Source organism: Caballeronia sp. LjRoot29, from assembly GCF_964252755.1.
GTDB lineage: Bacteria > Pseudomonadota > Gammaproteobacteria > Burkholderiales > Burkholderiaceae > Caballeronia.
Genome location: NZ_CAXUPU020000002.1, coordinates 362,309 through 382,319, shown reverse-complemented (window position 1 = coordinate 382,319; position 20,011 = coordinate 362,309). Strand labels below are relative to the sequence as shown.

17 protein-coding genes are annotated in these 20,011 nt (G+C 60.4%); 10 read left to right on the top strand and 7 right to left on the bottom strand.

Annotated elements, in window-relative coordinates; genetic code table 11:
- Positions 1-10: 10 nt before the first annotated feature.
- Entirely contained in the window at positions 11-811 is an 801-nt protein-coding gene (locus ACSQ83_RS03870) for a 3-hydroxybutyrate dehydrogenase (RefSeq protein WP_414951856.1), read from the bottom strand.
- A gap of 159 nt (positions 812-970) precedes the next feature.
- Complete coding sequence (locus ACSQ83_RS03865; RefSeq protein ID WP_414951857.1) at positions 971-2,371, bottom strand: GntP family permease; 1,401 nt, start codon at positions 2,369-2,371, stop codon at positions 971-973.
- A 287-nt stretch (positions 2,372-2,658) separates the two neighbouring features.
- Between ACSQ83_RS03865 and ACSQ83_RS03860 the strand changes: the two genes are divergently transcribed.
- The 3 genes from ACSQ83_RS03860 (at position 2,659) to ACSQ83_RS03850 (ending at position 4,724) form a co-directional block, all read left to right on the top strand.
- The gene (locus ACSQ83_RS03860; RefSeq protein ID WP_414951966.1) at positions 2,659-4,095 is read left to right on the top strand and encodes a sigma-54 interaction domain-containing protein; all 1,437 of its coding nucleotides are present in this window, start codon (positions 2,659-2,661) and stop codon (positions 4,093-4,095) included.
- Positions 4,096-4,098: 3 nt separating this feature from the next.
- Complete coding sequence (locus ACSQ83_RS03855) at positions 4,099-4,347, top strand: DUF2164 domain-containing protein (RefSeq protein ID WP_414951858.1); 249 nt, start codon at positions 4,099-4,101, stop codon at positions 4,345-4,347.
- 110 nt (positions 4,348-4,457) lie between these two features.
- Positions 4,458-4,724, top strand: coding sequence for a hypothetical protein (locus ACSQ83_RS03850; protein WP_436227264.1), 267 nt, complete (start codon positions 4,458-4,460; stop codon positions 4,722-4,724).
- Between the two features lie 20 nt (positions 4,725-4,744).
- Here ACSQ83_RS03850 and ACSQ83_RS03845 read toward each other — a convergent pair whose 3' ends face one another.
- Positions 4,745-5,851, bottom strand: a complete 1,107-nt coding sequence (locus ACSQ83_RS03845; RefSeq protein ID WP_436227263.1) for a helix-turn-helix transcriptional regulator — start codon at positions 5,849-5,851, stop codon at positions 4,745-4,747.
- Between the two features lie 277 nt (positions 5,852-6,128).
- Here ACSQ83_RS03845 and ACSQ83_RS03840 point away from each other — a divergent pair, with 277 nt between their 5' ends.
- Positions 6,129-6,329, top strand: a complete 201-nt coding sequence (locus ACSQ83_RS03840) for a hypothetical protein (RefSeq protein WP_436227262.1) — start codon at positions 6,129-6,131, stop codon at positions 6,327-6,329.
- A gap of 424 nt (positions 6,330-6,753) precedes the next feature.
- On the opposite strand, the gene ACSQ83_RS03835 is transcribed toward ACSQ83_RS03840, so the two are convergent.
- Positions 6,754-7,320, bottom strand: a complete 567-nt coding sequence (locus ACSQ83_RS03835; RefSeq protein WP_414951862.1) for a lipocalin family protein — start codon at positions 7,318-7,320, stop codon at positions 6,754-6,756.
- A gap of 675 nt (positions 7,321-7,995) precedes the next feature.
- Between ACSQ83_RS03835 and ACSQ83_RS03830 the strand changes: the two genes are divergently transcribed.
- Positions 7,996-8,949 (top strand): AEC family transporter, encoded by a 954-nt coding sequence (locus ACSQ83_RS03830; RefSeq protein ID WP_436227289.1) that lies wholly within the window; start codon positions 7,996-7,998, stop codon positions 8,947-8,949.
- A 167-nt stretch (positions 8,950-9,116) separates the two neighbouring features.
- Here ACSQ83_RS03830 and ACSQ83_RS03825 read toward each other — a convergent pair whose 3' ends face one another.
- The gene (locus ACSQ83_RS03825; protein ID WP_436227261.1) at positions 9,117-9,404 is read right to left on the bottom strand and encodes a DUF4148 domain-containing protein; all 288 of its coding nucleotides are present in this window, start codon (positions 9,402-9,404) and stop codon (positions 9,117-9,119) included.
- 814 nt (positions 9,405-10,218) lie between these two features.
- Between ACSQ83_RS03825 and ACSQ83_RS03820 the strand changes: the two genes are divergently transcribed.
- Positions 10,219-10,773, top strand: coding sequence for an NADPH-dependent FMN reductase (locus ACSQ83_RS03820; RefSeq protein WP_414951864.1), 555 nt, complete (start codon positions 10,219-10,221; stop codon positions 10,771-10,773).
- Positions 10,774-10,851: 78 nt separating this feature from the next.
- On the opposite strand, the gene ACSQ83_RS03815 is transcribed toward ACSQ83_RS03820, so the two are convergent.
- A complete protein-coding gene (locus ACSQ83_RS03815) occupies positions 10,852-12,081 on the bottom strand; it encodes a hypothetical protein (RefSeq protein ID WP_436227260.1) in 1,230 nt (409 codons plus the stop codon).
- Between the two features lie 194 nt (positions 12,082-12,275).
- Positions 12,276-14,537, bottom strand: coding sequence for an ATP-binding protein (locus tag ACSQ83_RS03810; protein WP_436227259.1), 2,262 nt, complete (start codon positions 14,535-14,537; stop codon positions 12,276-12,278).
- A 608-nt stretch (positions 14,538-15,145) separates the two neighbouring features.
- Here ACSQ83_RS03810 and hpnD point away from each other — a divergent pair.
- The 4 genes from hpnD to ACSQ83_RS03790 all read left to right on the top strand — a co-directional run bounded on the left by hpnD (position 15,146) and on the right by ACSQ83_RS03790 (position 19,999).
- A complete protein-coding gene (hpnD, locus tag ACSQ83_RS03805; protein WP_436227258.1) occupies positions 15,146-15,994 on the top strand; it encodes a presqualene diphosphate synthase HpnD in 849 nt (282 codons plus the stop codon).
- A complete protein-coding gene (gene hpnE / locus ACSQ83_RS03800) occupies positions 15,994-17,277 on the top strand; it encodes a hydroxysqualene dehydroxylase HpnE (protein WP_414951869.1) in 1,284 nt (427 codons plus the stop codon). Before hpnD ends, hpnE begins: the two co-directional genes overlap by 1 nt.
- On the top strand, positions 17,277-19,256 hold the full coding sequence (shc, locus tag ACSQ83_RS03795) for a squalene--hopene cyclase (protein ID WP_436227257.1): 1,980 nt from the start codon (positions 17,277-17,279) through the stop codon (positions 19,254-19,256). Before hpnE ends, shc begins: the two co-directional genes overlap by 1 nt.
- 89 nt (positions 19,257-19,345) lie before the next feature.
- A complete protein-coding gene (locus ACSQ83_RS03790) occupies positions 19,346-19,999 on the top strand; it encodes a phosphorylase (protein ID WP_436227288.1) in 654 nt (217 codons plus the stop codon).
- Positions 20,000-20,011: the final 12 nt, after the last annotated feature.

The following is a 20,011-nucleotide window of genomic DNA, read 5'->3' as shown; positions in this document are numbered from 1 at the left end:
ATCGCATGCTTTACTGCGACGTCCAGCCGCCATCGATCTGAAGCGCAGCACCGCGCATTTCGTCGGCGCCTTCCGAGCACAGGAACACCGCCAGCTTGCCGATCTGTTCCGGCGTCACAAACTGTTCCGACGGCTGTTTCTCGCCGAGCAACTTCGAGCGTGCGGCGTCCGGCGAGATGTTGTCACGCGTGGCGATATCGTCGATCTGCTTTTGCACCAGCGGCGTCAAAACGAATCCCGGGCAGATCGCATTTACCGTCACGCCCGTGCGCGCGTTTTCAAGCGCGGCCACTTTCGTCAGGCCGACGATGCCGTGCTTCGCCGCCACATAAGCCGATTTCCCCGCCGATCCCACCAGCCCATGCGCCGACGCGATATTGATTACGCGGCCCCAGCCGTTGTCGCGCATCTTGGGCAACGCCACGCGCATGGTGTGAAACGCCGACGTCAAGTTGATCGCGATGATCGCGTCCCACTTGTCGATGGGGAAGGTATCGATAGTCGCCACATGCTGGATGCCCGCGTTGTTCACGAGCACATCGACGGCGCCGAATTGCTCGACGGCGAAGGCGATCATCGCTTCAATCTCGGCGGACTTCGACATATCCGCGCCGTGATGCACCGCTTTCACGCCGTGCTGCTCGATTTGCGCGATGGCGCCCTGGATGACGGCGGCATCGCCGAAACCATTCAGCACGAGATTCGCGCCGGCTTGCGCGAGGGCATTAGCGATTCCAAGGCCGATACCGCTCGTCGATCCGGTGACGAGCGCGGTTTTGCCGGCGAGCGGTGCTGCTGCGGATGAGGTCATGTGGGAAGTCCTGTGGGAGAGGAAGGGGGAGGCGGCAGCGGCCAAGTTTGCCAGATGCGGCCAGGCGATGTGGGTTTGCCCCGGCGACGTTCAATGCATTTCAACGCATTTTCAGCGCACTTCAACGCAAGCCGAGGCAACGGGCAAGAAACGAAAGCCTTAGACCAGCCCAGTCATGTAGTAGACCGCGATCACGAAAAACACGGCCAGCGTCTTGATGATCGTCACGGCGAAGATATCGCGATACGACTCACGGTGCGTCAACCCGGTCACGGCGAGCAACGTGATCACCGCGCCGTTATGCGGCAGCGTGTCCATGCCGCCGCTGGCCATGGCGACCACGCGATGCAGCACCTCCAGCGGAATGTGCGCCGCTTCCGCGCCCTTGATGAACGTATCGGACATGGCGGCCAGCGCGATGCTCATGCCGCCCGACGCCGAGCCCGTGATGCCTGCCAGCGAACTCACCGAAACCGCCGCGTTCACGAGCGGATTCGGGATGCTCTTGAGCGCGTCGCTGACCACGATAAACCCCGGCAACGCCGCGATCACACCGCCAAAACCATACTCGGACGCAGTGTTCAAGGAGGCGAGCAACGCACCGCCGACCGCCGCTTTCGTTCCTACCGCGAAGCGTTCGCGCACGCGTCCGAATGCCGTCAATACAACCATCAGGATGCCGAGCAGCAACGCGCCTTCCACGGCCCAGATCGCGACAACCGATTTGATCGGCGTGACGACGGGCGCATGAATGCCCGGCAGCACGTTGTCGGCGACTGTATAACTTGCGCCGTACCAGACCGGGATCAGCTTGGTCAGCACGAAGTTAGCCACACCCACCAGCACCAGCGGCGCAACCGCGAGCAGCGGATTCGGCAAATGCGCGCTTTCCACGCGCTCGGGTTCGTTCACGAGCGACGTGCCGTAGCCTTCGCCCGTGGCCATCACCGAACGGCGGCGCCACTCGAGGAACGATAATCCGACCACGACAATAAACAGCGAGCCGATAGTGCCAAGCCACGGCGCGGCCCAACCGGTGGTCTTGAAGAACGTCGTCGGGATGATGTTCTGGATCTGCGGCGTGCCCGGCAGCGAATCCATGGTGAACGAGAACGCACCGAGCGCGATGGCGCCGGGCATCAGCCGCTTCGGGATATTGCTCTGCCGGTACATTTCGGCCGCGAACGGATAGACCGCGAACACGACCACGAACAGCGATACGCCGCCGTAGGTGAGCAACGCACACACGGCGACGATCACCGCATTGACCCGCGTTTTGCCGATATATCGAATGGCGGCGGCCACGATGGATTCGGAGAATCCCGACAATTCCACCACTTTGCCGAACACGGCGCCGAGCAGGAACACGGGGAAATACAGCTTCACGAAGCCGACCATCTTCTCCATGAAGATGCCGGAGAACACCGGCGCGACGGCGGCGGGTTCGGTCAGGAGGACGGCTGCGAGCGCGGCGAGCGGCGCCACCAGGATCACGCTGTAGCCGCGATACGCGGCGAGCATGAGGAACGCCAGGGCGGCGAGGACGATGATGAACGACATTAAGTCTCCGTTAATTGTTGTGTGTCCGGGCGCGGTAGCCAAAGCGTCCGGAAATGACCGCGCCCTTTATGCAGCATTCATGCCAAAGGCCATGAAGCCTTGCCCAGTAAGGGAACGCGGTTTTGCCAAGTAACATGTGCCCTGAATGATGTCTACTAATCGAGACAACGCCGTGACCCAAAACTCGCCCGAACGGCCGGTCACATAATGCTTGACGGCAATCTTGCTGGTTTTCCACGTTTCGAGATATCCTGTCTCAATATCGAGAAAACTTCATGAGACACTGGATGCACAACGACTGGACGCATGTCCCCGTCGATTACAGCGACGTTTTGCGTCGCGCGATGGATTCGCTTTTCAAGACCTTCGAGAATTTTAGCGAAGGCACGTTTATCGTCGATAAAGAAGCGCGGGTCGTCTGGATCAACAAACGCTACGCGGCACGCTTCGGGTTTTCGGACCCGCAAGAGGCGATCGGCCGCGATTGCGAATCGGTGATTCCGAACAGCCTGATGCGCGAAGTCGTGACGACCGGCAAGCCAATCCTGCTTGATCTGCTGGAAACGGACCGCGAGCCGCTGGTCGTCACGCGCCTGCCGCTGAAGGACGACTACGGCCAGACGGTCGGCGCGATCGGTTTCGCGCTCTTCGATGAAATGAAGGCGCTCACGCCGCTCTTTTCACATTACTCGCGCGTGCAGCAGGAACTGATCGCGACACGGCAATCGCTCGCGCAGGCGCGGCGCGCCAAATACACGTTCGCGAGTTTCGTCGGAACGAGTGCTGCGAGCCTCGATGTCAAGCGCCAGGCGCGCCGCGCGGCGCAAGTCGATTCGCCCGTGCTGCTGTCCGGCGAAACGGGCACGGGCAAAGAACTGCTGGCGCACGCAATCCACGGCGCGTCCACGCGCGCCGCGCGGCCGCTCGTGACGGTGAACGTCGCGGCAATTCCGGACACCTTGCTCGAAGTGGAGTTTTTCGGCGCGGCGGCGGGCGCTTATACCGGCGCGGATCGCAAAGGCCGGGTAGGCAAGTTCGAACTAGCCGATGGCGGCACGCTCTTCCTCGATGAAATCGGCGATATGCCGCTCGTGCTCCAGGGCAAGTTGCTGCGCGTATTGCAGGAGAAGGAGTTCGAGCCGCTGGGGTCGAACCGGATCGTGCGCACCGATGTCCGGATCATCGCCGCCACGTCCGCCGATTTGCCGGCGCTGGTTGCCAGCGGCCGGTTTCGCGCGGACTTGTTTTATCGGCTGAACGTGCTGTCCATTCACGCGCCGCCGTTGCGCGAGCGGGCGGGGGATATCGAGGCGCTGGTGTACGCGATGCTCGAAGAACTTTCCGCCGACGCCCGCCCGCGTCACGCCGGCCAGTTCGTGCTCCACGACGACGCGCTACGGCTACTGTCCGCGTATTCGTGGCCCGGCAACGTGCGCGAGCTGCGCAACGTGCTGGAGCGCGCGGTGATGTTGTCGGACAGTGAACATATTGATGCCCGCGCGCTCGGCGCCTTCATGGGCGCGGAGGCATCGGCTGCGCCCGCGAGCGAGGCCGAAGAAACCGATGCGACGTCCTACGCCGACGCCATGGCGGGTTTCGAAAAGCGTTTCCTCTCGGAAGCCCTGCGTGCAAGCGGCGGTCGCGCGGCCGAGGCGGCGCAACGGATTGGCATCGGCCGGGCGACGATGTACAAGAAGATCGTCGCATTGGGCATAGAGGTGTGAACCGTGAGCAAAGACAAGAACAAAACGCTGTTATCCCGCGAACTCGAACTGCTTGCCATCGACCAGTTGCAGCGCATGGCGCAAGAACGCTTCGACACCCGGCTTGGGCAGTTCGAGGCGAAGGAATGGCTTGACGAGATATCGAAGATGATTGGCGCGCATTTCTACAACCAGGCGCTCGCCGATGTCAAAGCGAAAATCGATGCCCGCGTCGAGATGATCGACAGCGACATCTGGGGGCTCCAAAAGTAGCGCGAACGCTGACCCGGATCGCGCGATCAGCATGGCTAAGGAGGCAAGCCGAAAGCTCCGCATGGCATACTCGCGGCATCAATAAAAACAGCGTTAAAAAGGGGTTCTGGATGAAAATTTTCCACGTACGAACATCGCGTTTTCTTGCGCTGTTGCCGCTTGCGGCCGCGGTGTCGGTGTTGTCTGCTTGCAGCAGCGCGCCGCCGCTTTTTTCAGCCGATGGCCGCCCGACCAACATGATCCAATGCCCGGCCAATGGCGGCTGGAGTAACTGCCAGCAAAATGCCCGCGCATTGTGCGCAGGCAGTTACGACGTCCTCGATCAAAGCAGCGACAACGGCCAGAACAGCCTGTTGATTGCGTGCAAAGCGCAGTAACGCCGGGCCTTGTTTATGGTTTAGCTTGGGCTCTGATCCAGCGCCGGTTGCGCGGGCAGGTTGAGTAAAAGGCGAATCAGGTCGACCTGGCGATTCGTCGCCGTTTTCTGATAGATCGCCTGCAACTGTTTGCGCACGGTGTCGTGCTGGACGCCAATCCGGTTGGCAATCTCTTTGGGCGTGCGCCCTTCCGCAATATGAGAGGCGACGCGGCACTCTGCGGGTGTCAGATCGAACGCGCTCGCAAGCAAATCTGAATCGACAATGGGCGGCGAATCCGGGTGATAAAACGTGAGCAGCGCTGCGTGCTCGCGATTCACTGCGACCGGGAGATAAAACACGTATAGCGCGTCCTGAGCGGTGGGCTCAGCGTGGTGATCTTCAGTCAGCCGAAGCATTCGATACCCCCGCGTCGCATCTGCCGCCACGCGACATCCTTCCAAAATTTGCCGTTGCGCCGCGCCTTGCAATTCAAGCTTGCCGTCAACGACCTGAACCAACCGGGTTCGTCCCAGCATCTGCGTGGTTGCATCGTTAAGACGGAGCAGCGTTCCATTCAACGCGACGAGCATGGCCGGTTGACGCCAATCGTCGAGAAAGGGTGCACGGGCGAAAGGCTCTGGCATTGCGATGTAATGCACGTCCTGCAGTTGTGCAGCGCGTGAAAGATGCGGCATCAGGCGATCGAGCCAACGCGATTCCGGCTCGACAAGCGTATCAATAAGCGCGTCCGTCTCCGAGTCGAACTCGCAGACCAGCGTAATGCGTAATTTGCCCGTGTCGAGAACAGGCCGGCTTGAAGTGCGAGCCGGCGCAATTATGTTCCCGGAATCAATGTTTTCCTGATCCAGACTAAACCGCGCAAACGATTCAAATGAGTTTTTCGGTAATACCGCCGCCGAGCTTCCAGAAAAATTGTAATAATCTTTATCTGAAAAATTTCCAAAACTTTCAGAGTGCGGATTAGCAGGTTCCTTCTCGTTGTTACTGCTGACCGTTATCCAGACCGCGCGAGCGCCAATCAATCCGGCGATTGCGGCACATGCGGCATGCCATGCGCGCGGTTCCGAGAGTGTTTCATATATAGCGTTGACAGCGTGGTCGTATGGGTCGCTTTCAAGAAGCATCCATTTTCTCCTGTCATGCGGATAATTTGCCGATCCGAGATGCCGGCTTATTGCATTTTTACTGTTCCGCATTTGCGGAATATACAGCACCACGTATGTTTCGATACTCTGCATGAAGTCCTTCCGGGCCTGCGCTAGCTTCCATCTGGCTGCGCATGTTGCACATTTCGCGTATCAGAGCATCCAACATGTGACAGCGGAAACGGTTATCTGTTCCGCGCGCTGCGTCGAACTCGTTTGAGAAAAAGTAAAAATAACTTCTACCGTGGAGTAATGAATGAATCATCGGCAAATCGAAACGGATATTCTTCATCTAGAGCGGGTAATCGGAAGAATTTCCGCTGACGACCGCATTCCTTTGTCTTACTGGCGCAACCGGGTTGATCTCGTGGCATCCAATGCGCTTGTGCCCGCCCAGCAATCGCGCATGCGGCGGATCAACAATCGACTCGAGCAACTTGAAGCGGTTCCGGATTGAAACGCTTACTGGTTTATTCTGGGTAACGGCATGTGGTTCGATTTCCCGGTTTCTGTTTCATGAAGTTACGGCCTAAGTAAATCTTCCCTTTGAGTCCGATTCCGGCATGCTTAAACGACGAGCCGAGAAAATGCGCACGGCAGGGATATTGAATCTCCGACGCGGTTCGACGCGGGACTCAGCGCCATGCGCCTCGAGCGCACTCGTGCCGCGACGCAGCAGTTCGTCGAGACGAAGCCCGTAGATCATCCAGCATCGAGCCGCTTTACTAACATGTCCTTATAAAGGCCGGCCAGGAAGGCGCCGCTGCCGCCGAAGTATCGTGACCCGAAGATCGGCGAAACATGAAGCGGGCCCCCGCCGGGCTGGCTCGAAGGGCGCATAAGGACCGCTTCCTGACAGGTGTTTGATTATCCAATGACGCTCAATGCAAGGTTTCTCGCAACAGCGTCACGTCGTAGCCGAGTGCGCGTACGCGATTAACAAATGCCGTACGTTGCTCGGCCGATGGTTTCGCTTCACGCGTCAGAATCCAAAGATACTTGCCGCTCGGCTCGCCGACGATGGACCACGTGTAGTCATCGGCGTGATCGAGCACCCAGTAATCGCCAACATAGAACGGTCCGAAGAACGACACTTTGAGCTTCGCGTTGTTCGATTCCGGCACGATCTTCGCCTTTCCTTCGGACGACCTGAACGCGCCGCTCACGCCGCCAGTCCGACATGAATTAACGATGGAAAGCAGCCCGTCATCGCGCTTAGCATAGTTCGCCGTGACCGCTTCGCAACCGCGTTCGAAGCGGTTTTCGTAGCGCGCAAATTCAAACCAATGGCCGAGGTAACGATCGAGATCGACTGGCTTCGCAGGCTCGGGCACCTCCGCGTTGCCGCTCTTGTTGCCGCCGGCCATTGCGTAGGCAGCCAGCAGACCCAGTCCGCCGATCACCAGCAAAGCTGTTGCGCCGATGGTGACGGATCGTTTGAATTTCATGGTGGTCCTCGTTGTAATTAAGCGGCATTCAAGCAGCATTTAATTGATACATGTCGCTGTATGAGCAAGCTTCATTCCGTTGTTTCCGGTCCCGCATAACCTCACCTATGGCGCGATGAATCTACCGAAAAGCACTGGCAGGAAGCACTTAAAGTTCATGCGCACGCGTATCAACTGTTTTAACAACGGGACGCAACTCATTGATAGAGAACGCTTTAACGTAGCGCATGCAGCGCGCTGCAAACGTTGCTCACAGTGCTTAATGTGAGTTCTCAACATGGCAGGATCACCCTCCCGTATAACCTCACCTATGACGTCACTCACTTCACGCGTGCGCAAGCGGAACGTCGAGTTCGTGCTTCGTGTCACCCATGCAAATTATGGCGCAGGCCTCGAAGCGACATCAATGATAAGGCGTGAAAGCCTTATAGATAAAGGCTCACAGCGGCATACCTCAAGCACTTGCTGAAGCCGGCTTATCGCTTCAATCTAGTTAGCGATACTAGCAATTCGCCTCAAGCGTGAGTTTTTGTCGAGTCATGCAACTCACCTCGCGCGGCTCCCGAAATCGCTCACCTTGCCGCTCACTTCATCGCTGATCTTCATAGAGTGCGCTCTGCGGCGAACGTATTGAGCCGCTATGCTCTTGACCTCGTTCACTTCGCTCCGCTGCTCATGTCGTCGCTGGTCTCGTCGCTTTTCGCTCCGCTCCTCAAAATCATTCTTCCTGTGTTCGCGTTGATCTTTGCAGGTTATGCGTGTCGCAAGACCAATCGGCTGGGACCGAATGCATCGTCTGAACTGAATCGATTCGTGGTCTATCTGGCACTGCCCGCGCTGCTCTTCGACATCATGACGACCACGCCATGGCCTACGCTCGATCAGCCTGCGTTCATCGCAGTGTTCGGTTTGGGTGCGGGCGGGATATTTGTGTTGACCGTGCTGATTCGATTGAAACAATCACGCCATCTCGCCGATGCCAGCCTCGATGGTCTCAACGCCGCGTATCCCAATGCGGGGTTTATCGGCTTGCCGTTATGCATGCTCGCGTTTGGTCACGCGAGCCTCGCGCCTGCGGTGATCGTGACGATCATGACGGTATGCGTGCTATTCGCCGTGGCTATTGTGTTGATCGAAGTGGGTTTGCAGACCGAGAAGAACCTGGTTGCCACGCTTGGCAAGGTGGTCAGATCGCTAATGACCAATCCGTTGTTGTTCGCGCCTTTCGCGGGCTGGTTATGCAGCGGAGCGGGGCTCACGATCTCGGGCGGTGCGGACACGTTTCTCAAGTTGCTGGGTGCAGCGGCAAGCCCGTGCGCACTCGTTGCACTCGGGCTGTTTCTTGGCGAGAAGTCAAAAGGGGGCGCGGCTAGAACGACCACCATGCTGGTCGTGGCCAAGCTCATTGCGCAACCGTTGCTCACGTGGTGGCTGGCGTTTTATGTGTTTGCACTGCCGGTGTTGTGGGCGAAGACAGCCGTCATTCTCAGTGCGTTGCCCACGGGGACGGGGCCATTCATGCTCGCGGAATTTTATAAGCGGGAAGCGGCGGTGACGTCCCGCACCATTCTGTTTTCCACGGTGATCTCGCTGATCACGGTCACGGTGTGTCTTGCCGCGTTGAGCTGATAGCGAAGATCTACAAGCGCGTGTCGCGCGCGCAATGTTCAACACCTTGAACATTACGGTTACTCACGCGGTTTATATAACGCAGGTTGAACATAAAACCGCGCGATCATTTTTTCGATGGATAACGCGGCTTCAACAATCGAAACCGCCGCGTTCCTCAACCGCGCTTATTGCGTGCTCACGCGCGTGCCGTTCCCTTCTGTCACGGTCGTATCCGTACCCGATGTGACGCGTTGAAAGCGCGCGCTTTGATACGGCAGCAACTGGGGATAACTTTCCGCGTGCAGCGCTTCTAGTTCCCCGCTCTTTTGCGCAGCGATCAATTCGGCCTTCACTTCAGCTCGCGTTCTGGATGCGTAAGCGCTTTGCTGCGCGACGTCGGTGGATTGTGCAAAAACCGGTGCCGATGAGACCAGCACGGCGACAAACAAACTTCCAATAAGCGCGCGTTTCATGATGAACCCTTCACTGTTTGGAGACGGCGCGTTTCACGCCATCGATGTGAAGCAGTCTATTCACATAACTATCGATAACCAATGTCGATTGAGAAAACATATTGTTGTCTATCGCGCATGAATGTGAAGTTCCGTTTCTGCGCGCCGGGATGACCGTTCCCTGTCTCGCCCTGCCGCCCTTCATTCATTGCGTTTTCGGTAAGGATTAATTCCTGACATCGCCATTTGTCTGCGTCCGCTTAATCGATATTCTCGGTTTACCGATCAGTTGCGATCGTCGTCAAATTACTGAGATATCCCATGAAACGCATGCTTTCCGTCTTCGCCGCTATCGCTTTGTTCGCGATGGCCGGCGCTGCCAACGCCTCGACCGATGCTAATTCCCAGTCGTCGACATGCCAAGGCCCGCCGTCGCAATCAACGTGTTTTTCGGCCAATAACGTCGCGTTGGCCGGTTTAGCGGTGTCCTTTAGTTGTATCCCGCCAACCGCTTTGGCGGTTTAGTGCGAATTATTAAACAACTACAAAGTTGTCCACAGTTTCTGTGGACAACTTTGTGGAAATCATCTCAAAAATGGCTTGCAGCGGGCTTGTCATCGGGTATCGATCGAAACGCCCAATTCGAGGCGAAACGTCATACGAAACGTCCGTTCTCCCGCGTCGTTCGCGACAGCAATCCGACCCATTCCCGATAGCCTCGGGCTCGACCGAACGCCTATGATGTGCTGGCTGTTGCAGCCATATACGAGGAACATACAGGGCACATTCGCGGATTCCGTTCGGGATCCGCATCAATCAAACACCGGGACAAGCCATGACCTACAAGATTGCGGTTGTTGTTGGCAGCATTCGCCGAGATTCGTTCAACAAGCAGCTTGCGCACGCGGTTACGTCGCTGGCGCCGCCGGATTTTTCGTTCGAGTTCCTGGATATCGCGAGCCTGCCGCTCTATAGCCAGGACTACGACAGCGACTTTCCCGAGGTTGCGCGCACCTTCAAGGAAAAGATCGCGGCGGCGAATGGGCTGCTGTTCGTGACGGCGGAATACAACCGGTCGATTCCCGGCGTGCTGAAAAACGCGCTGGACTGGGGTTCGCGTCCGTGGGGGCACAGCGTGTGGGGCAACAAGCCCGGCGCGGTGCTGGGCACGTCGCCGGGCGCGACCGGCACGGCGCTCGCGCAGGCGCATCTGCGCAATGTGCTTGCTTACCTTGATGTGCCGCTCATGGGTCATCCGGAAATGTTCGTCAAACACGATGCAAGCCGCATCGATGCCAGCGGCACGATCGTGAGCGAAGACACGCGCAAGTTCCTGCAGAATTTCGTCGATAAATACGTCGCGTGGGTGCAGCGTATGGCGAAGGCCTAAGCCCGCAAAAAGAGCAAAACGCCAACGGCCCGCTAAAGCGGGCCGTTGGCGTTTCAACGCGTCGTTAAGAGCAAATTCTTACAGATGGTGCTGATGCCCAGTCACCCGTTCCCAGCCATGACGCACCGCAAGCTTGAAACGCTCCCAGGTGTCATGACCGCCCGAGCTACGGCCTTCCCAGTCCTGGCGCAACTCGGTTTCCATCGTGTCATCCCAGTTGCGGCGCGTATAACGCTCGTTGCTGGCTGCTGAGACGCCGTATCGATACGCCTCCTCGTACTCTGAATAGCTCGCACCGCTCGCCGCGTACTTCGCCTCGTAGTCGCTGCGGAACTCGTCTTCGTACTCCATGTATTCATCGGGCATCGTGGTACGTGGACCTGCATGGGCTCCGAGCGCCGAGTCGCCGGTTTGACTCAACGTACCCGGAACCGGTGCGCCCGTCGCGCTCATGGAACCCGTGCCGCCCACTCGTGCCGATGTCTCGGTTTCATCGAGCGGATCAAGCGGATCGACCGCGCGCCAGCCTTGTGCTGACGTCGTTCCCGTCAACGGGTCCTCCGCGCCTGCCGCCCGCAGAGCCGCTTCCCTTGTGTCCGGCCAGACCGTGCCGGTCGTGCCCGTGTTCGTGCTCGTGCCCGTCAATGGATCGCTGGCAACTGCATCGCGTCCGACCGGGCTGATCGGGTCGAGCGGCTGCACAGCCGGATCGTCACGGTCAACATGCGGATAAGCGCGCGCTCGATATGCATCCCGGTTTGCATCGGCGCGAACGGGGTCGAGCGGATCGACCGGCGGATTCACCGGAGCACGTCCCGGCACAGCGCTGCCCGAGCCAAGACCAAGTTCGTCCAGCAGCGAGTGATCGCGATCGTCGGCTTCAACGGCCGCCGAGCTTGCCGTGCGTGTGTGATTCAGCGTGCCCCAGCTGGCCGCGCGCTCGTCTATATCGATAGCACCTTGCTCAGCCAGCGTCTGGCGCGCAGCGTCCGCGCGGTCCTCAGTTGCCGTATCGACAGCCACCAGCACCGCCCCGCGCCGCACGGCTTCGGAGTAATGCGCCACTTCAGGCGGTTGATCGCGGCCGCCAAACAGCATCGAGAAGAAGCGTTCGATATTCGCCAGCACGCCGCCGGTTTCGGGCGGCTGGCCCACGCCGGGCGCCAGCGCGGGGTCATCGGGCGAGGAAGGTTCGGGTGCGGCCTGGAGTTCGATGTCGGAACGTGCAAAACCCGACGCGACAAGTGCGCTGCGCGCCACTTCGGCCTGGTCGTAGGTATCGAAGATACCAATAACTGTGTGTCGCATGGCTGCCTCCTGGGTGGCCTGGATTGAGTTGCGACGCGTCAGGGAGATTCGCCGCACTTCTATTTGAGCCACGCAACTCGCGTGCCGGGTCGCGGGCGTATGCGCCGCGATGCGCTCCACAGCCTGACGCGATCCCGCCCCAAGCCGGCCGGCGCGCAGCTGTTTTTACAAACGATGTGGAAAAGGCGCGCGGTTCAGTGCTGCGCTTCGCCGTGTTCGCGGTTGTCGGCGTGCGCGTTCAGGTTTTCGCGAATGGCCTGGAGGAGGGAATCGAGCAGGGCGATATCGAACGGTTTGGACAAGACGCGCGCATCCACCTCACGCGCCCGGTCCAGTTCTTCGGCATACCCCGTCACCAGGATCACCGGCACGCGCGGCGTCCAGCTTTGCAGGATCTCGGCCAGGTCGATGCCGTTCAGTTTGCCCGGCATGTGGATATCGGAGAGCACGACATCGAACGGCAGCACACCGCCATTGGCGGCGTCGCGACGGGCCGCTTCCAGCACGGCGATCGCGCCGTCCGCGTTGAAGATGTGCGTGACGTCATGATTCATCATCGATAACAACGCCTCGGTGCCGGCCGCCACCTCTTCGTTATCTTCCACGAGCAGCACGCGCAGCCCGTGCGATTCGCTGGCCGCGGCGGCGTCGTGATGCGTTTCGGGCGATTCCGCCACGGCTGCACTCGCGCGCGGCAAATAGAGCCGCACCGACGTGCCCGCGCCGACCGCGCTATCAATGGTCGCCACGCCGCCCGCGCGCTCGCAGAACGCGAACACTTGCGGCAGGCCAAGCCCGGTGCCCATGCCTTTGGACTTGGTGGTGAACAGCGGTTCGAACGCGCGGCCGAGGACATCGGGACTCATGCCCGCACCCGTATCCTCCAGCGTCAACTGCACGAATTCGCCGATGATCGGAAACCCGTCCTCGTGACGAAAGCGCACGTTGTCGGCGCGCACCGAGAACGTGCCGCCGCTCGGCATGGCATCGCGGGCGTTCACCGCCACATTGATCAGCGCAAGCTCGAGTTCCGCCGCATCGACGCGAACCGGCCACACGTCGCCACTCGTTTCCAGATTCAGCGCGACTTTTGCGCCCAGCGACGCCTTCAGCAATTCGCGGCAAGCCGGCAGCCATTTGCCGATCGCGATGTTCTCGTTGCGCAGCGGCTGCTTGCGGGCAACGCCCAGCAACTGGCGCGTCAGCGACTGGCCGCTTTTGAGCGCGCGTTCCATGGCCGACAACTCGCGATCCAGTCCCGTAGCGCCGCGTCGCCGGACAATCTGCACGTTGGTCGAGAGGATCATCAGCAGGTTGTTGAAGTCATGCGCAACACTGCCCACCAGATTACCCAGCGCTTCCATCTTGCGCGCCTGCCGGTAAGCCGATTCAATCGACCGGCGCATGGACGCCTCCGCCTGCCAGCGCTCCCAGGCTTCTTCTTCGTGGGCGAGGCGGCGCAGCGACAGCCAGATCACGCCCCACAACACCACGCACGGCGCGAACAAGGACAACATCAACACGCTGACACGCCGATACCACGCGGCCCAGATGGTTGAGACGGGATATCCGCTCGATACATACACCGGATAAGTCCCCACCTTCCGAAACGCCACGATCTTCATTTCATTGTCGAGCCCTGAGCGCATTCGCACAACGCCGTTGTGCTCTTCCTTGGCATAGGCCTCGCGCAATGGCGAACTGGCGGCAAGGTCCATGCGGTTGGGCGGCCGGGTCGGGTACCACGCGAGCACGGCGCCGTCCGCGCGCGTGAGGCCAAGCGATACGGTGGAATGTTCGCCCAGCAATTCGCGATAGAACGCGCCGAAGTAACCCGGACGTAGCGCAACGGTCACAATGCCGGCGAAGCTGCCGTCCGCGTTCTTGCGCGGCACGGCCGTGTTGAACACGGTTTCCCCGGCCACCTTGCCGACCATCACGCGGGAGACGTTTTCGAACATCTTGTGGTCGCGGATGCCGATGAAGTCGTCGCGGTTTTCGATCGATACATCCGGCACGGGGTAAATGCGGCTCGTGGCAATCAAACGGCCATCGGCGCCAATAATGCTCACCGACGCTACTTGCGGATAACCGCCGCCCATTGCAACGAGTTTGTTGTGAATATCGAGTTCTTCGCCGCGCAAGGTGTCGTCGTCCACGCCTTCGATCAAATCGATCACGCGGGCATTGAGCGTCTCGTTCATGTCGAAGACTTTGAGCGCGTGCTCTTCGGCCACGTGCGCGTTGCGGTCGACCACTTCGGCGGCATCGGCCTCGCGCGATTTGAGGTCGCTCCACGCCATGGCCGCGACGTAGAGGCAGGGCAGGACGATGGCGGCGATCAGCAGGACCAGGAGGGTCATGCGCTGGGCGGCGAAGTTACGCTCCGGCACCACGGGAAACGGCGGCTCGTCCTGCCAATGGTCAGCGCCCGGTTCCTCGCGTTGCGGCGTCATGATGACTCGTCGTCCCGATGTGAATGGCTGAGCGTGGCATCTTTATACAACGATGAAGGCAGCGAATGCGGCACGCGGAATTCCGCGCACTTTAGCCGCTTGTTAGTTTGCCGCCAGCGCTCGGGAAAGAGACCCCGTGCATAAATCGTGCCTTTGGCGTTCATTCAACCGATGAATCGATGTTTTGCCGAACCGATCGTATCGATGTGTAAAGCGCCGGGATTGAGTGAAGATAATTTTTTCTGGAGCAAGAGAGCGGGAGGTAAAAAGCGGCGAATCGCGTAAAGTTGGCAATGGATATCGCGTGGACGCCGATCGTATGCTAAGAGCAAACCGTTGATTTGTACGAAGATTTTGATCAGTGGAAGGTGGGTTACCAAGCGCTTTGAAAGCACCCGGCGGGCGGCCTTAGGGCAACAGTTCACAAACTTGATATACTTTTCGCCGCTTCCGGCATGGCTTGTACGCCGCCTGAAGCGGGTGTCCAAGCCATGCCGGGCTTGCATCCAGCATTACAGCTAGCTTTACAGCATGCTCCATGAAGCCGGATTTTCCCGGCGCCCGATCTAACACTTGCTGCCCTTGGGGGCGCCACAGCGGAGTCCGTCTTGGCCGTTTCCAATCTTATCGCCGACGATGATCCTGCTCCCGATGTTGCCAAGGTAACGTCGGGTAGTTCGTTCTATCTCGCCATGCGCATCCTGCCGGCTGCGCAGCGCGACGCCATGTATCAGGTCTACGCGTTCTGCCGGGCGGTTGACGATATCGCCGACGGCACGTTGCCGCGCGCCGAACGCGCCGCCGCGCTCGAACAATGGCGTACCGACATTGACGATTGCTACGCCGGCAAGCCGCGCCGGTCGCTGGCCGCGTTGACGCAACACATTGAAGCGTTCCACCTTTCCCGCGATGACTTTATCGCCGTGATCGACGGCATGGCCATGGACGCAGCCGAAGATATCGTCGCGCCCGATGAAGCCACCCTCGACCTCTATTGCGACCGCGTGGCGAGCGCGGTGGGGCGGTTATCGGTGAGGATATTCGGGATGCACGAAGACGCTGGACGGCGTCTTGCGCACCACCTCGGCCGTGCGCTGCAACTCACGAACATTCTTCGCGACATCGATGAAGACGCCGGTATTGGGCGTGTTTATCTGCCGCGCGAACTGCTGTCCCGCGAAGGTATTTCCACGACCGACATTACGTCCATCATCAACGATGCCCGCTTGCCGCGCGTCTGCCTGACGCTTGCGGATCGTGCGCGCAGCCACTACGCGCAATCCGACGCCATCATGGCGACCGCGCCGCGTGCTCAGGTGCGGGCGCCGCGCATCATGTCGGGCGCGTACCGGTGCGTGCTTGAAGCGAATTTGAAGCGTGGTTTCGATCTCCCGCGCAACCACGTCCGCACGCCGCGTTCGCGGCTGCTGTGGATCGTCGCGCGACATATTTTCTGATGTCGCGTCTCGTTCATGTGATTGGCGCCGGGTTGTCGGGACTCGCCGCCGCAGTCCAGTTGCAGCGTCGTGGCGCGCGCGTGATGCTGCACGAAGCCGCGCCGCACGCCGGCGGGCGCTGCCGTTCCTACTTCGATATCAAGCTCAACGCCACCATCGATAACGGCAACCATCTGGTGCTGTCGGGCAACCACGCCACGCTCGCCTATGCCAAGGCGATTGGCGCGGCCGACGAGCTCGTTGGTCCGGCCCAGCCTGAGTTTCCGTTCATGGATTTGCGCAGCGGCGCGCGCTGGACGGTGAAGTTGTCGGCGGGGCGCGTGCCGGGCTGGATCTTCGATTCCGCCGCGCGTGTTCCGGGCACGATGCCCGCGGATTATCTGTCGCTGTTGCCGCTGTTATTCGCCAAACCCGGCCGCACGATGCAGCAAACCATGCGCACGAACGGGCGCTTGTGGGACGCGCTGATCAGCCCGCTATTCCTGGCTGTGTTGAATGTGGATCCGCGTGAAGGCAGCGCGGTGCTCGCCGGCAACGTGTTGAAGGAATCGCTGCTGCTGGGTGGTCAGGCGTGCCGTCCGCTGGTCGCGCGCAATGGCCTGGGCCATGCGTTCGTCGATCCCGCGTTGCGTCTGCTGCAATACGGCGGCGCGGAGATCAAGCTCGGGTCGCGGGTGCGTGAGATCGGCTTCGCCGGCACGGATTCGAAGACGCGTGTTGCATCGCTTGATTTCGACGATGGCCGCGTGGACGTCGGTATTCATGACGGCGTGGTGCTTGCCGTGCCGCCGAATGTCGCGCAACAACTCGTGCCGGGCTTGACCGTGCCGAACGAATTTCGCGCTATCGTCAATGCGCATTTCGCGATTGATCCGCCGCTGGCCTTCGAGCCGATGACCGGTTTGCTGAACGGCACCTCCGAATGGCTGTTTGCGTTCGATGGACGTCTTTCGGTGACCATCAGCGGCGCGGATCGTCTCCTCGATACCCCGCGCGAGACGCTGGCGCAGGGCATCTGGCAAGAGGTCGCGAAGGCGGCGCGCTTGCCCGTTGAGCGCATGCCGACATGGCAGATCGTCGCGGAAAAGCGTGCGACCTTTGCGGCTACGCCGAGCCAGGAGAACCTCCGGCCGGGCACGCGTACGCGCTGGTCCAATCTGATGCTGGCCGGCGACTGGACGGCCAACGGGCTGCCCGCCACCATTGAAGGCTCGATCCGCTCCGGCCAGAAGGCCGCGGACCTGCTTATGAATCCTTCCATTGATTTCTCGGTGCAACGCTGATGAACGAACCTGTCCAGCCGCCCGGTATCCAGCCGGTGACGGCGGCGGCGCTGGAAGCGTCGGTGGCGCGCGCTGCCGATGCCATTCTTGCCGACCAACATCCCGACGGCTACTGGCTCTACGAACTCGAAGCCGACGCCACCATTCCCGCCGAGTACGTGCTGCTCGTGCATTACCTTGGCGAGACGCCGAAGCCTGAACTCGAAGCGAAGATCGCGCGGTACTTGCGCCGGATCCAGCGCGCCGATGGCGGCTGGCCGCTTTTCACCGATGGCGCCATGGACGTCAGCGCCACGGTAAAGGCGTATTTCGCGCTGAAGATGATCGGCGATTTGCCCGAAGCCGAACATATGCAACGGGCGCGCCGCGCGATTATCGCGGCCGGCGGCGCGGAAAAATCGAACGTGTTCACGCGCATTTTGCTCGCGCTGTTCGGCGTGGTGTCGTGGCGCGCGGTGCCCATGATGCCCGTGGAAATCACGCTGTTGCCCGAGTGGTTCCCGTTCCATTTATCGAAGGTGTCGTACTGGGCGCGGACCGTGATCGTGCCGCTGCTCGTGCTCAACGCAAAGCGGCCTAAGGCGCGCAATCCGAAGGGCGTGCGCATCGATGAACTGTTCTTCGATGCCCCCGTGAACGCCGGCATGGCCGCGCGCGCGCCGCATCAGCATCAGGGCTGGTTCGTGTTGTTCCGTTGCGTCGATGCCGTGCTGCGCGTCGCTGATCCGCTGTTCCCGCGCCACACGCGGCAACGGGCGATAGAAGCGGCGGTGCGTTTCGTCGATGAACGCTTGAATGGCGAAGATGGCCTCGGCGCGATTTTCCCTGCGATGGCCAACTCCGTGATGATGTACGACGTGCTCGGTTATCCGGAAGATCATCCGAACCGGGCGATAGCGCGCAAGTCGATTGAGAAGCTTTTGATCATCGACGAAGCGCCGAACGGCGAGGCATATTGTCAGCCGTGTTTATCGCCGATATGGGACACGTCGCTCGTCGCGCACGCATTACTCGAAGCCGGTACGCCCCAGGCGCGCGCTGCCGTTTCGCGTGGTTTGGATTGGCTCGTGCCGCTGCAGATCCTCGATGTACGTGGCGACTGGATCTCGCGCCGGCCGAACATCCGGCCTGGTGGCTGGGCGTTCCAGTTCGCGAATCCGCATTATCCGGACGTCGACGATACCGCCGTTGTAGCGATGGCGATGGAACGTGCCGATCGTGAAAACGGCACGGCGTTGTACGGCGAAGCGATTTCGCGCGGGCGGGAGTGGGTCGTCGGCATGCAGAGCAGCGACGGCGGGTGGGGCGCGTTCGAGCCTGAGAACACGCAGTATTACCTCAACAACATTCCTTTCTCCGATCACGGCGCGTTGCTCGATCCGCCGACTGTCGATGTGTCCGGCCGATGTCTTTCGATGCTCGCGCAGTTGGGCGAAATGCCCGCGACGAGCGAGCCGGCGAAGCGCTCGCTCGACTACATTTTGCGCGGTCAGGAACGCGATGGAAGCTGGTATGGGCGATGGGGACTGAACTATATCTACGGCACGTGGACCGCGTTGTGCGCGTTGAACGCAGCTGGATTGCCGCCTGCCGATAGCCGCATTCAGCGCGCCGCGGATTGGCTCATCAGCATTCAGAACGCCGATGGCGGATGGGGCGAGGGCGGGGAGAGTTACAAGCTCGACTATCGCGGATATGAAGCGGCGCCGAGCACGGCATCGCAGACATCGTGGGCATTGTTGGGGTTGATGGCGGCGGGGTTTGTCGATCATCCGGCGGTGGCGAAGGGCGTGCAGTATTTGCAGGCCGAGCAGCGCGAACATGGCTTGTGGGACGAGACGCGATTCACCGCGACGGGATTCCCGAGAGTGTTTTATCTGCGATACCACGGGTATAGAAAGTTCTTCCCGCTTTGGGCGCTGGCAAGGTACAGGAACATGATGCGCGACGGTACGTCGCGCGTGACGGCGGGCATGTGAGTTCGCGCCCCGGCTTCGCTTCTGGCTCGGGTTCTGGTTCAGGCTTCGGTTCAGGCGATGCGCGTTTGCCCGTGATTGCTGTGACGGGGATGGCGTTTGAAGCGCGTATCGCTCGCGGGCCAGGCGTGGAGGCGGTGTTTGCCGCGCGGTCCGATTTGCTTGAGCGCGTGTTAAGCGAAGCGTTGGCACGAGGGTGTTCCGGGATTATCAGCTTCGGGACGGCCGGTGGGTTGTCGCCGGAGTTGGAGCCGGGGACGGTGATTATCGCTAGTTCGGTGTCCGGGCCGTTCGGTGTGCTCGATACCGATCCGGAATGGTCTGCAAGGCTGTTCGCGGCTTTTGCCGGGACGCCGCTGGAGGCAAGGGCGGTGCGCGGGACGATGGCCGGTGTGGCTGCGCCTTTGACCGGCGAGCAGCAGAAGAGCTCGCTTTATCGGGCTACTGGGGCGTTGGCTGTCGATATGGAATCGCATATTGCCGGGGCGATTGCCACGGCGCGCGGATTGCCGTTTGCGGTGTGTCGCGCGATTGTTGATCCAGCTTGGCGGAGCTTGCCGAGTGCTGCGACGGCGGGGTTACGGGATGATGGGACTACGACAATTCTGCCGATACTGCGCGAGTTGTTGAAGGAGCCTTCGCAGCTTGGTGCGCTGTTGAAGGTCGCGGGGGATGCGCGGGCGGCAAAGACTTCGTTGGTCCAGGCGCGGCATGCGATGGGGGTGGCGGGGGCGTTGGCGGTTTAGCGGTTTTTTTGG